Source organism: Rhizobium sp. BK661 (assembly GCF_024808825.1).
Lineage (GTDB): Bacteria > Pseudomonadota > Alphaproteobacteria > Rhizobiales > Rhizobiaceae > Rhizobium.
This window is the reverse complement of record NZ_JANTYT010000011.1, coordinates 27913-39874: the sequence shown is the minus strand read 5'-3', so window position 1 is coordinate 39874 and position 11962 is coordinate 27913. Positions and strand designations below refer to the sequence as shown.

Annotated in this window: 12 protein-coding genes; 3 read left to right on the top strand and 9 right to left on the bottom strand. The window is 58.7% G+C overall.

Going from position 1 to position 11962, the window contains the following annotated elements; genetic code table 11:
- Nucleotides 1-20: 20 nt before the first annotated feature.
- From pcaF to FHX16_RS20780, 3 genes are all read right to left on the bottom strand, one after another.
- On the bottom strand, nucleotides 21-1226 hold the full coding sequence (pcaF, locus tag FHX16_RS20790; protein WP_183757045.1) for a 3-oxoadipyl-CoA thiolase: 1206 nt from the start codon (nucleotides 1224-1226) through the stop codon (nucleotides 21-23).
- A 597-nt stretch (nucleotides 1227-1823) separates the two neighbouring features.
- Nucleotides 1824-2045, bottom strand: coding sequence for a hypothetical protein (locus tag FHX16_RS20785; protein WP_259130152.1), 222 nt, complete (start codon nucleotides 2043-2045; stop codon nucleotides 1824-1826).
- A 145-nt stretch (nucleotides 2046-2190) separates the two neighbouring features.
- The gene (locus tag FHX16_RS20780; RefSeq protein WP_183757043.1) at nucleotides 2191-2460 is read right to left on the bottom strand and encodes a hypothetical protein; all 270 of its coding nucleotides are present in this window, start codon (nucleotides 2458-2460) and stop codon (nucleotides 2191-2193) included.
- A gap of 320 nt (nucleotides 2461-2780) precedes the next feature.
- On the opposite strand from FHX16_RS20780, the gene FHX16_RS20775 reads away from it, so the two are divergent.
- Nucleotides 2781-3977 (top strand): ABC transporter substrate-binding protein, encoded by a 1197-nt coding sequence (locus FHX16_RS20775; protein ID WP_183757042.1) that lies wholly within the window; start codon nucleotides 2781-2783, stop codon nucleotides 3975-3977.
- A gap of 461 nt (nucleotides 3978-4438) precedes the next feature.
- Here FHX16_RS20775 and FHX16_RS20770 read toward each other — a convergent pair whose 3' ends face one another.
- On the bottom strand, nucleotides 4439-4654 hold the full coding sequence (locus tag FHX16_RS20770) for a DUF982 domain-containing protein (protein ID WP_259130263.1): 216 nt from the start codon (nucleotides 4652-4654) through the stop codon (nucleotides 4439-4441).
- A gap of 435 nt (nucleotides 4655-5089) precedes the next feature.
- Here FHX16_RS20770 and FHX16_RS20765 point away from each other — a divergent pair, with 435 nt between their 5' ends.
- Nucleotides 5090-5998 (top strand): helix-turn-helix domain-containing protein, encoded by a 909-nt coding sequence (locus tag FHX16_RS20765; RefSeq protein ID WP_259130148.1) that lies wholly within the window; start codon nucleotides 5090-5092, stop codon nucleotides 5996-5998.
- A gap of 174 nt (nucleotides 5999-6172) precedes the next feature.
- Here the strand turns inward: FHX16_RS20765 and FHX16_RS20760 are convergent, their stop codons facing one another.
- Entirely contained in the window at nucleotides 6173-7174 is a 1002-nt protein-coding gene (locus FHX16_RS20760; protein WP_183863877.1) for a catalase family peroxidase, read from the bottom strand.
- Nucleotides 7175-7398: 224 nt separating this feature from the next.
- Here FHX16_RS20760 and FHX16_RS20755 point away from each other — a divergent pair, with 224 nt between their 5' ends.
- Complete coding sequence (locus tag FHX16_RS20755; protein WP_183863876.1) at nucleotides 7399-7653, top strand: hexameric tyrosine-coordinated heme protein; 255 nt, start codon at nucleotides 7399-7401, stop codon at nucleotides 7651-7653.
- Nucleotides 7654-7711: 58 nt separating this feature from the next.
- Here FHX16_RS20755 and FHX16_RS20750 read toward each other — a convergent pair whose 3' ends face one another.
- From FHX16_RS20750 to FHX16_RS20735, 4 genes are all read right to left on the bottom strand, one after another.
- Nucleotides 7712-8611: an AraC family transcriptional regulator gene (locus FHX16_RS20750; protein ID WP_183863875.1), complete on the bottom strand. Its 900-nt coding sequence runs from the start codon at nucleotides 8609-8611 to the stop codon at nucleotides 7712-7714.
- A 9-nt stretch (nucleotides 8612-8620) separates the two neighbouring features.
- Complete coding sequence (locus FHX16_RS20745; protein ID WP_259130145.1) at nucleotides 8621-9517, bottom strand: helix-turn-helix domain-containing protein; 897 nt, start codon at nucleotides 9515-9517, stop codon at nucleotides 8621-8623.
- Nucleotides 9518-9568: 51 nt separating this feature from the next.
- Entirely contained in the window at nucleotides 9569-10519 is a 951-nt protein-coding gene (locus FHX16_RS20740) for a catalase family peroxidase (protein ID WP_183863873.1), read from the bottom strand.
- Between the two features lie 163 nt (nucleotides 10520-10682).
- Nucleotides 10683-11942 carry a condensation domain-containing protein gene (locus FHX16_RS20735; RefSeq protein ID WP_183863872.1) on the bottom strand — a complete coding sequence of 420 codons (1260 nt, stop codon included), beginning with the start codon at nucleotides 11940-11942 and terminating at the stop codon, nucleotides 10683-10685.
- Nucleotides 11943-11962 lie beyond the last annotated feature (20 nt).

The following is an 11962-nucleotide window of genomic DNA, read 5'->3' as shown; positions in this document are numbered from 1 at the left end:
GTCTCCCTTGCCTTCGCGCGTCAGACGCGCTCGAGGATGATGGCGATGCCCTGGCCGACGCCGATGCACATCATGCAGAGCGCATAGCGGCCGCCACGGCGGTGCAATTGGTAGGTTGCGGTCGTTACCAATCGGGCCCCGCTCATCCCGAGTGGATGCCCCATTGCGATGGCACCACCATTCGGATTGACATGGGGCGCGTCATCGGGAAGGTCCAGATCGCGCAGCACGGCAAGCGCCTGCGCAGCAAATGCCTCGTTAAGTTCGATCACGTCCATCTGCCCGATAGCGAGTCCAGCACGTGCGAGGACTTTCCGGGCAGCTGGCGCCGGGCCCACTCCCATGATGCGCGGCTCAACGCCGGCTGCAGCCATCGCGACGATGCGTGCTTTCGGCGACAACCCCTGTGTTCTTGCAACTGCCTCGCTTGCGATAACGAGGGCCGCAGCGCCATCGTTGACGCCCGAAGCATTGCCCGCGGTGACACTGAGGTCCGCACCGTTGACGCCTTTGAGCCTTGAAAGTTGCTCGGCAGTCGTGCCCGGACGGGGATGCTCGTCGCGGTCAACAACAACTGCATCGCCCTTCTTCTGAGCTACCCGGACTGAGACCAGTTCGTCTGCAAACAGGCCAACCTTCTGCGCAGAGGCCCACCGCGCCTGGCTGCGGGCGGCAAAGGCGTCCTGATCGGCACGGCTGACGCCAAAATCTTCAGCTACATTGTCGGCCGTCTCTGGCATGGAATCGACGCCAAATCCCGCCTTCATTTTCGGATTGATGAAACGCCAGCCGATCGTGGTGTCGTAGACCGCGTTTGCCCGGGAGAAAGCACTGTCTGCCTTTGGCATCACGAAAGGCGCTCGGCTCATGCTCTCCACACCACCCGCGACAACGAAGTCGCAATCACCTGCGCGGATCGCCCGCGCTGCCATTCCGACGGCATCCATGCCGGAACCGCACAGCCGGTTGATCGTGGTTGCGGGGACGGTGACCGGCATTCCGGAAAGCAGCACTGCCATGCGGGCGACGTTGCGGTTGTCTTCACCCGCCTGATTAGCACAGCCGAGGATAAGATCATCGACCCTGCTCCAGTCCACACCCCTATTTCGTTCCATAAGGGCAGCGAGTGGCAAGGCTGCGAGATCGTCCGCGCGCACCGAAGAAAGTACGCCGCCATAGCGGCCGATGGGTGTGCGAACGGCATCGCAGATGAACGCTTCCGGCATGCGCAATTTCCTCCTGCTCCCGATCGGCTCTCGCATCAAATACATTAACCGACCGATCGGTCATGTATTTAGCACGCACTATGTCACAGATCAATGAAAATTTCCGATAAGTTGTGACGTTTAAATTCACCCCGAAATTCTAACACAAAACCAGCATGTTCGTGACCTTGGGAGCGCATCAATGCAAGCGCTGCCGGCGGCGAAGCGGGCAGGGCACCGAATCCACGAGGGAAGGCTCGCCAAGTTGCTGCTGCCTGTTCGCAAGCGTCATGGTTGGCTGCTGGCTCCGTGGGCGCCGGTACGGTGAAGGGACGACGGGAACCTTCGGATCCGACCCAGTAGCCGACGCACCTCGCACGCGCTCGGGTCAAGCACATGTGCGCCGACAGGAACGTCATGCGGCCGGCGCTTGCCTTCAGCAAAACCTCGGTCCGCTGCAGATAACGCAACCGCAGTCATCCCATTCGCAGTCTCCGCCGTCATCGGTGAGAGAGTGACACTCCTACTTTGCAGACGCAGGACACTTTTGTCTTGCCGTGGACGCCGCCGGTCGATTTTCAAACAAGATAAGGCGAGGGTGCTTTGGCATTGACCGCGTCAGGGCAATCGTTTCAGCAATCGAATCCTGTTTCCCGGCGCAAACGCGACGATCTTGTCCTGCTCCAGAGCATAGAGGATTGCCATGATTTCTTCCTGAGAAAACCCAGCTGCGTTCAAGGGAACAGCAATGTCGAACAGGTTGATTGTCATGTCTGGCTTCAGCTTTCGTGCGCGCAGCTTCTCGGTCACGGCAGCTTCTGTATCCTCAAATCGGCTCATAACGCGATCCAAGCAGGGACCCGACTGAAAATGCGCTTGTCCCGTTGTCCGCTCTCAAAGCCAGATCCGACGATCGCTACATCCACTATCACTGGTTTGATGGCGCTTCCACCCGATGGTTGAGCGGCCTCCGCATGTTCGCCGCTCATTGCTGGTTGAAACCGGGCGTAATACCGGGAGAGGCGTCGCCCGCCAATTTACCGTCGGTGTTCTCGCCAACAGCTTCTCTACGCCGATTTCTGAGATATTCGGCGATGCCGCCACCACATGCTCTGTAGAGATCTGCGGCCAAATAGCCGGCAGCTTCCGCTTTCGCCCGAATGATCTCGGCTTGCTGTTCCAGGGCGGGTTCCCCATCGAAATTCACATCGTCATTGTCTACGTTCTCTTCGAGCCAGTCTAGGATGTTCTTCATGGCGTTCTCCGCTGTTGCACGGCGGCGCATTCGGGCCGCGTCATGGTGCGATAACGTCCGACATCGGCGAGGGTTGCGGATTGTAGCCGGGTGCGCGCGCAGAAATCTCCTATGTCGGTTACTGCCGTTCGGCGGCCGGGTGAGATTCTCAGCCCCTGCAAGTCACTGGCCGAGATCGACGATCTTCTACCGATGCCATGGCCCTCTGGATCGGCGTCCTTACGCCTATGACGAACTAGGCGGCCTTTTAGCGATTTTTCTCCAACTCCATGACTGCTATAATTAAACAAGCTTTGGCCATCACGTTGAAGGGAGCGGCCATGGGAGGTGAGTGGACGAAACATTCCTTACTCCTAGCTTCGGCAACAGCGGGGTGGCTCGCATTTGCCGTAGCGACCGAAGCGACACCACTCGATGAGTTGGTTGCGGCCGCCAAGGCTGAAGGCCAGCTCAACGTCATCGGTTTGCCCCACGACTGGTGCGGGTACGGTGCCATCATCGACGGTTTCAAGACAAGGTTCGGGATACCGGTGATCGAGCTTTCGCCGGACATCGGATCCACCAAGGTGATCGACGAGATAAGAAACGCGCGGGCGGTGAGTGCTGCGCCTGCGCCTGACGTGATAGACGTTGGCCACCCTTTCGCTTCGTCAGCGAAAAAGGAGGGGTTGCTTCAGCCCTACAAAGTGAGGACCTGGGCGACCATCCCGGACGCCGCCAAGGATGCGGACGGATACTGGGCCGGCGCCTACTATGGAACGATCGCGATAGAGGTGAACACGGACATCATCAGGATATTGCCGACCAATTGGGCGGATCTTCAAAAGCCTGCATATAAGGGCGCGGTTGGTCTAGCCGGGGATCTTGGTTCCAATCAGGCAATCCAGAGCATTTTCGCCGCCGGCCTTTCGGCAGCGGGCGGCAACCATGAGACGGCCGCCGAATTGGGGCTGACGTTTTTCGCCACCCTCCATGAGAAAGGAAACTTCGTCTCGCTCGTCGGCAATCTCGCTACGCTTGTCGACGGACGAACGCCGATCCTCATCCGTTGGGACTATCTTGCTATTGCGGACCGCGAGAGACTGAAGGACAAGAGCAGGATCGAAATCATCAGGCCGAAGACCGGCGTGGTCGCGGGGGTTTATGCGCAGGCGATCAGCGCTTTCGCCGCACATCCGAATGCCGCCCGTCTGTGGCTCGAGTACCTGTACTCGGATGAAACCCAGCTCATGTTCGCCGACGGCCATTGCCATCCAATTCGTTCAGGGGAAATGGTCCGCAGTGGCAGGATGCCCAAATTGCCGATGCCTGAGGCACAATCCCGAGGTTCAGGCACCGAGGCCGATCCACTCTTTCCAACGGTTGAAGAGCAGGAACGGGCGAGGGATGTCATCATCGACCGTTGGGGCAGCGTCGTCGGGGTGACGATCGATTGCGACTCGAAGGGCACTGCTGCCGATATCCCTATGGTTTTCAATGATATCCCCGTCGGACAGTGCTCAATACCTAATCCATAACGACCGTGTATGGCACGGTTGGCCTGCTGATCAAGTTCATGGTGACCATGTCGCCCACCCGGCAGCCGCTGCTCAATCTCGCGCGAGCGCTTCCGTGACCGCCGGGTTCCATCCGAGACGGCACGGGCGACCAAGTGCTCGGATGCGAGAGTGCCGAGTGCTTGAGGCTTCCACGGCAGGACGTCTAGGAATGGGGCCTAGGAAAGGCGCCGGAGGTTCGAGAGCCGCTCGTCAACAAGGGACGACATCAGGACGTCGCCGGGAGATCCCACGCAAAAGTGTGGTGGACCAGGCAGGCATAAGATATAAAGAGCCCCACCTGAACGCGGAGCAGGTGGGGCACCCCCGCGACTGGGCCGAGGGAGGACGGGGAATTGCGGGCCGGTTCTTCCTGTCCCGAACAAGCCCTCCCGGCATTTGTTCCACGCAATGAGCCCCTTGGCTTGCCGGTCTGATTGGCCTCAGGGAAACTCGAAAGCGATGCCCGCATCCATCGCCGCGGCTAGAAAGGCATATTGAGCCGCCTCGTTTGTCACGGTGCCATTCCCAACGCCCTGACATGCTTCCATCGCTTCGAGAAAGGAGGAACTATCTTGTATTGGCCAATCGGACGACAGCAGATGCAGCGCGTCCGTTGCCGAAGCGGGGTTCCCGGAACCATCTAATGACGAGCATATTATGTTTATTACAATTTATAATTGCAAAAGTGGCATAATCTATCTTATGGAACACTCTCTTGTAGGGGCTATTTAGTAATGCGACAGTTGGGCCAGTTAGAGATGCGACAGTCTCGCCTCTCGACGTTCTGGTCAATGCCAACGTTGGGAGCAAGGATGACGACCTCTAGTCCAAGTGCGGTCGCCAATGTCGGAGAACGTGAATTGCTGTTCCGCCCTGAGCTTCGACAGTGACTGCAAGACAGACAAGGAATTTGCCGCGACCTTCCCACAATTACCCGCCCAAAGCTCCCTCCCCGGAAGACCTAAGCCAATCCTGGCATCCCCTCCATTGCTTTTAATGTCCCAAATCTTCAACGGTTGACTGCCGCCTTCAAGATAACGTTTCTAGCAACGGGAAAATGGAACTCGATGAGGTGAGCTGGAGAAGGTGTTGTGACGCTCGAATACTGTAGGCGCATGGCTTCGATCTGCGGCTCCGAGGACGTTCCGGTAGTGTCGTCACGTGCCATAAAGAACCGAGCATTTGCTGCCCTGCGATTGGTGGTCGGCAATCCCAACGACGAGAAGACCGAGCCACTTGAATTGGACGACGCCTTCATCGCATCGGTAGCCCTCACTCCAAACTATATTCGGGAAAGGTGGGTGGATGGGCAAGCGATATCGCTGCAAGCGCCAACCAGCGCTCCCATGACATCGCTGACGGACCTTAGGCGAAACAATCAGGCACGGTTTCTAAGCCCTGTCGATTGCATCCAGTTCCACTATCCAATCAGGGCGTTGGAAGCCTTGGCCGAGCGTAATGCCCTATCGACAACATGTGAGATAAGCTCAGAGTCATTCCTACTTCATCCTGACCCCCAGCTCGAAATGCTGGGCTCTGCAATCTTGACCGCCTTTGACTGTCCCGAACAAGCCAGCCTGATATTCGTTGACCACGTATTAACGGCTGCGGCGATCCACATGCTGACAACGTATTGTGGCGTGAAGCAGAAGGCGGCCGTTCGACAAGGCGGGCTTGCGCCCTGGCAGCAGCGGCGCGTGAAGGAAATGCTCGAGGCTAATCTAAAAGGCGACATCTCATTGCAGGTGCTGGCGGACGCATGCCGCCTTTCCGTGCGGCATTTCACGCGCGCCTTCGCCCAGACCAATGGCGTCTCGCCATACAAATGGGTGGTCGCCCGCCGGTTGGAGCGCGCAAAGGACCTCTTGGAGAACAGTCGAATGTCAATCGAGGAAATCGCGCACATTACGAGCTTCGCCAACCAAAGCCATTTCACCCGGACGTTCACGCAGTCCGTCGGGGAAAGTCCCGCAGCGTGGCGACGAATTAAGAGAGGGTGATGAGTCAGGCTAAGAGCCAGAGCGGACGAGCGCCAGAAAGGCATCCTCGCGATGGATCGTCTCGTGCCCACAAAAAATTCTGGAAGATCAGAAAATAGCGCGTCCAATGTTCATCCTCGCTCGTTGAGCCGCCCCGGCATGACGGGACGGCTGAAAAGCGTAATCCTCGCCAGCCTACTGCCGCTCACCGAACGAGATCGGATAAGTGTGATTGCGGAAAGTGAGCATCGGATCGGCTGGATCGATACCGGGATGACTCGAGCCGGGCAGAAAAAGCGTCTGTTTGTCGACGATCGCCTTGTCTTCGGGCAGTCTGTCGAAGGTGAAGCTGCCCAGCTTGACCAGCTTACGGCTTTCCGGCCAGGCAATGGAGGGGTCCTCGATCCTATCCCCCGCTTCTGCGATCTGGGCGTACCAGTCGAATCGGACGGCTTTTTTGGCGATCCGCGCCACGATGTCGTCCTGCAGGTAGTTCGGTTTCATCGCCTTCAGCTCGGCAGGCGTGAGGTAATGCTCTCCGGCCTTCGGCACAAAGCGATAACGCACAAATACCGAATTTCCCCCGGCATTGGTGAACTTGAATGAATTGATGCCGAAAAATGTCGCCGTTGCGTAGGAAGCCGGAGAGGTAAGAGTTTCGACAAAGTGCTTCGACACCGGATGCTCCTGAAGGAAGGTCTCGAGCGGTGTGGGATGAGCGACCCCCGGGCCGCTTGCGGCGACGAGTCTCAGGAAATTGGCAAACTCGTCACTTGTCGCGACCACGAAGCCGTTATGCTGATCAGTGGCGAAGTCGAACTCGGTGCCGTCCTTCGCCGCAATCTTTATCGCGAGGCCCGTCGGAGCCGCGCCGTTCGCCGTGTCAGGAATGTCCGGAACCCCGGCAAACAGCGAGAACCGTGCGATGACTGGACGCGTGCCCCCGGTAAACAACGACGCCGTCGTCAGCGCACGCGCCTCGTTGTCGGGTGTGAACGAGCCTACGACCATGACGCCCTTTGTGTGCACTGCGCGCTGATGGTGCGCGCCAAACGTTCCATGCAGCGCGTTTACCAGGTCTTGCGGGGTCTCTTTCTGGTCGGTCGCGCTTGAAGGCGACGCCATGGCGGTCGCGCAAACGGCAGCCGTCGCCAGAAAGTACTTGATAATCGGAATGACGTTGGTGATCTTTGACATGGGTTGCTCCTTCGCGGCTGTCCTCAGCCCCAAGCACCATGCTCTCGATAAAACCGCGCGGATTTTCCGTGGATGCCGCGCTTTTCCAAAATCGGCCATCAAATAGCGGGACCGCTGCCGCCTGGAATGGCCGAATGCTGCAATCTATGTCGCCGCCATCCAATAATTTAGACCAGCAGGCCTCTAGTATGCTCGGATGGACAACAAGAAACCGGAGGCAAACCATGCAAGACTTTACTTCGTCGCTTGAAACCGAAACACCCCGGCAGGGGTTGGACCTGGCGGCAAGAATCTCTTGGGAGATAGTGAAGATGGTGCAACCTTCGAACCAAATCCGAGACCGTCTACTCGCGATCTACGAGGACGACGCGGAGAGCATCTTAACGGCATGCCAGATCGTCGCTGTAAACTTCCAGACGATTGCCGCGGCTAACGGATATTGGAGCAAAATGAATTCATTCGGCGATAAGCCTATGTGAACACCACTATGCTTGGCGTTTGGTGCTCGGACCGCAGACCGATCCGCCGCTTTATCCATCATTGCCTAGTCAGGCCTCGAGGGTCGATACCAGTCCTGCGATGGAAATCCCTCACAAAGTCTTCTGCATTTTCATAGCCGAGAAGGCCGGACGTCGTCTCGGTGTCGTAACCCTTGACGATCAGCCGTTTCGCCCGCTCGATCCTCAGGTCGCCGCGCCAGGCGTGGATGGACCGGCCAGCGGTCTCTTCGAAAGCAGATGCAAACTCCAGGGGCGACATGCCACATTCATCCGACAGGTCCTCAAGCCGTAAGTCACCGTCGAGATGTTCGGACAGCCTCTCCTGCGCCATGGAAAGCTCCAGAGATGAAAGGGACTTATATCGCGCCGCTTGCTGGCGCACGGCACAGGCGTGATAGCGCACGGCATGCGCCGTGGCAGCGACCGTCAGGTGGTCTACGAAAAGCTGGTTCGCGAGACCCGGAAACCGGAAAGCGGGGAGCATGGCGCGGACCAAATTGTACATCACGGGGTCCTGTACTCCGATGCCGGGATTGTGGTTGAAGCCATCCATGGGTGGGATGCCTTCCTTATCGGTTATGGCGGCCAATGCAGCCCGTGGAACATAGAAGCTAATGTGATTGAAGGCGCTGATGCTGTTAGCCATGGGCGATGTTCGGAGGTCGTAGAAGCTTGCCGTGCCGACCGGGAGAACCGCAGTCTTCACCTGTTTGCCGTCGAGAAACATGTCGTGCGCCGGAACCTCTCGCAGCTGCACAGTCATCAGGAAAGCGTCCTCGACCGGGATCGGTTCGCTCAACCCCGTGTTGGCCTTGTCGCAGCGGATTTCGGTGACTGCGATCCGCGCGTTCTTCAACGTCTTGGCCACGACGAACGGCGCGCGGGCCACTTTGAAAGTCTTTCGCAGGCGCTCGCCATATGCCCCAGTCTCCTCCATATCAACCTCCTATGACAGCCTGCGCCATGCGCCGGGCGAGATGCCGACAACCCGGGAAAACGCGCGGGTGAAATGGCTCTGGTCGGCGAACCCGCATGCGAGCGCGATATCGGCGAGCGTCAGCGCGGACCATTGCAGGAGGTCTTTTGCGCGTTCACAACGGCGCATGACCAGCCAGTGATGCGGCGCCACCCCCACTGATTGCTTGAAAGCGCGCGCGAAATGCCGTGCCGACAGCCCACACTGAAAGGCGAGATCGCTCAAGGATATCTCGCCGGTAATGTTGGCCTCGATGATCTCCTTTGCACGCTTCTCGTTCTTCGCCGTGAGGCCTCCAGTGACGGCCTTGGTGATGGCATGAAGGCTTCCATAGCGGTGGGCGATATGGTTGGCGACGGCAAGCGTCGTGTGGTCGAGGAACAACTGGCTTGCATATTCCGGGTTGGCGAAGGCCGGCATCAGTGTGGCGCTCAAAGCTGCGATCACCGGATCGTCTGCGGGCTTGTCCGACCGCATCTGCAGTTCGCCGAATCTTTTGCCATGCTCCTCGGCAATCGTGTCCAGTGCGGACTTCGGCAGATAATACATCATGCAGTTCGACGTCTCGCCGATGAATGACATCGGGTCCTCGCGAAGATCGTAGAACGAGGTCTGGCCGCCGAAAAACGGAAGCCTTCCCGTTCCCTTCCCGTTGATCCAAAGCTCGTGCTCGATGCAGTCCTCAATTTGATACGCGACCAGGTAAGCGTCCTCGGTGGGGATCGAGGACGTCAAGCTGGGCTTCCTGCACTTGATATGCGTGACCGCGACCTCGGAGCGCTTCAGCGTCTTGGTCACGATCGCCGGAGCGTCGTTTAGGTGGAAATGGTCGCCGAGGCTTCGGCCATAAACTCCCTGACTGCGCATCCCAGACGTCCTCCCCGGGGCAGTTAAGTTGCTTTCGAAAGTCTGCTAAGCTCAACGCCGCTTCGCGAGCGATATCCTATAAGCTTTCAGGCGCGCCGCGAACATCTCGTCCGGCGGATAGCCTATGCCCTCCGCCAGTGTTCCCGGATCGAACACCGAAATGTCGCATGCATCGTCCTCTTCAATCCCCTCGATTGTGATCGTCCCTAGAAGCACGGCTTCGCGCTCGTCCTCGTCGGGCCAACGGACTGTGACGTCCATCGTCGGATCGCCGGGGCGATCGAGTAGCGCCATCACGTTGAACGCCAAGCCCCCATCGCGAATGCGGTCTCCCAGGTCTCGGTGCAGGAAATCCGGAGCCTGCTCCTTTGCTTCGTCCTCGGTCAGAGTCAGGTCGCCGACCAGCGGCACCACCTTGAACTTGACGAACCGCGACATCCCCGCCGCGTTGGTGACCGGGAACGAGTGGACGCCCCAGTACGTCGTACCAGCGAAGCTTGCCGGGAGCGGACGAGCCGCGACATACTTGGCCTGATTAAGCGTCTCAGGATTGGCCTCTGAGAAAGCCTTTACTTTGCTGGGGTCCGGCTTGCCATCGGCACCCGGGATACGGGCCTTTAGGAAGGCCAACATCTGGTCGAGCGTGCGCGCGAAGTGTACTGGCGCGCTTTCGACGAGGATGTCTGAGGTTTGGCCCTCGGTCTCGATCCGGAAACTGAAGCCTCGTAGTACCAGATTGTTCGTGTCCGGCACTTTCGGATTGCCGCCGCCCATCGAGAACCGCGCAAGCACGCGACCAGGCTTGGTGAAGCTGACGGAGCGCGTGATTTCGGCGGCCCGGTCGGATGGTGCATAGTGTCCGCGAACACAGCGGCCCTTGGCGAAGCTCGCACGGACTTTCGGTGGGTTGCCTGCAACGGCCTTCAAAGCTTCGACGATCGAAGCTGGCGTTGCGGCCTCGGTGGCCAACTCGCCCGTTTTCTGTTCGGTGACTTCGGACATCCTCATCTCCCAATATACGAAGGATATCGCTCCGGCGTCGCGCGATGGTATGGCGAGGCCGAGGCGATGTTGGAAAGCATCGTAATGGTCCTCATCCGTTTTTCATGAACTCGGCGACGCCGTTTTGTCAAAAAAGGACAAAATCGATTCCGCTGCGTCATTTTCAGACAACGGCATGTCGGAGCATTTCTTCTACGGTCTCTAGCAAGTCCGGAATCGGCGTGAAGCTCGCATGCAGGAGATGGATTTGTCCGCGCACTGTGGCGGCACCGACCATCTGTTCGCCTTCGATGCCGACGAACACAGATGGTCCCCACAAAGCCTCGACCCGGACTTGGCCGTAGACATCCGCCAACGGCGCTTCGCCCAGATTCGACAGCATCATCTCGCAAGCGCAAGCCTGCAGCTCTATCGCCGCGAGCTCCGCCACCGACGGCGACAAATCCGCGATGCTCTGAAACGCGCCGAACGCCTCGACGATTGCCTCGCGGCTCTTCATGGGCGCGAGATCGTAGCGGATGGTCTTGGCTAAATCCCAAAGCCCGCTCTCCGACGCCGGCGCGTATGCCCCGATCGGGAAGACGATTGAGACGACACAGTCGTCGGCAATCCCGAGCGTAGAGCGCAGATTGACCGGGGACACGGCGCGCACCGCAGTGTCGCTCCACCTGCTCGAAAGCTTTCGTCCAGCCAAGATGATTGCCGAGAGAAGAGCGCCGTGAACGGTCGTCCCCCAGGTGCGAGCGGTCGTCCTGATCTTGGTGGAGAGGTCATGCGACAGACGTAAGCCCGACACTTTTGGTCGTCCCTGATGGCGATTGAGCATATGGGCTGACGAGGAAATCGACGGAGGATCAGCGTCGGCGACGTCCACATGCCATGCAGCGGCGATCTCCTCCTGGGCCGGAGGCAGGTGGAGCTTGGAGAGTTCACCCCCTCCTATCACCTCGAGCAGGTCGCGAAGCACGAACGCGATCGACATTCCGTCGGCCACAGCGTGGTGCGCTGTAAACACCAATGTGGTATGGCCGGCGGAATGAAACAACATAGCCCGTGTGAGCGGAGCAGCGATCTGCGGGAACGGCTCCATCAGTTCGTTGGAAACCGCATTCTGCCAATCATGGGGAGGCTCGGCCTCGATTACCTTCAACGGGATCTGATATCCTTCAAGCTGGTAAAAGCTTGGCATGCCGAACTCGTCGCGGTCGATTGTCGCCCGCAAAAGCGGATGTCGGAGCCGGACGGCCTCCAGAGCCTCTCGCCAGCATTGGACGGTCGTGCTTCCCGAGACATGCAAGGTCATGCAGAAATGCTTCGGGCTGTTCTGGTCGCTGAGCCAGAAATACTGCTCCACTGGGCCAAGCGGACGCAACAGCGTGGCATCCTGAGGCCCCGAGTGTGGATGGCTCACTTGCTGATACATGGTCTTTCCTTCTTTGTATG

What these genes read in the sequence shown, in the direction of transcription:
- FHX16_RS20785 (WP_259130152.1), bottom strand. Translation starts at nt 2,045, where the DNA reads ATGAGCCGATTTGAGGATACAGAAGCTGCCGTGACCGAGAAGCTGCGC.
- FHX16_RS20760 (WP_183863877.1), bottom strand. Translation starts at nt 7,174, where the DNA reads ATGTCAAAGATCACCAACGTCATTCCGATTATCAAGTACTTTCTGGCG.
- FHX16_RS20780 (WP_183757043.1), bottom strand. Translation starts at nt 2,460, where the DNA reads ATGAAGAACATCCTAGACTGGCTCGAAGAGAACGTAGACAATGACGAT.
- FHX16_RS20745 (WP_259130145.1), bottom strand. Translation starts at nt 9,517, where the DNA reads ATGCGCAGTCAGGGAGTTTATGGCCGAAGCCTCGGCGACCATTTCCAC.
- FHX16_RS20755 (WP_183863876.1), top strand. Translation starts at nt 7,399, where the DNA reads ATGCAAGACTTTACTTCGTCGCTTGAAACCGAAACACCCCGGCAGGGG.
- FHX16_RS20775 (WP_183757042.1), top strand. Translation starts at nt 2,781, where the DNA reads ATGGGAGGTGAGTGGACGAAACATTCCTTACTCCTAGCTTCGGCAACA.
- FHX16_RS20740 (WP_183863873.1), bottom strand. Translation starts at nt 10,519, where the DNA reads ATGTCCGAAGTCACCGAACAGAAAACGGGCGAGTTGGCCACCGAGGCC.
- FHX16_RS20750 (WP_183863875.1), bottom strand. Translation starts at nt 8,611, where the DNA reads ATGGAGGAGACTGGGGCATATGGCGAGCGCCTGCGAAAGACTTTCAAA.
- FHX16_RS20735 (WP_183863872.1), bottom strand. Translation starts at nt 11,942, where the DNA reads ATGTATCAGCAAGTGAGCCATCCACACTCGGGGCCTCAGGATGCCACG.
- pcaF (WP_183757045.1), bottom strand. Translation starts at nt 1,226, where the DNA reads ATGCCGGAAGCGTTCATCTGCGATGCCGTTCGCACACCCATCGGCCGC.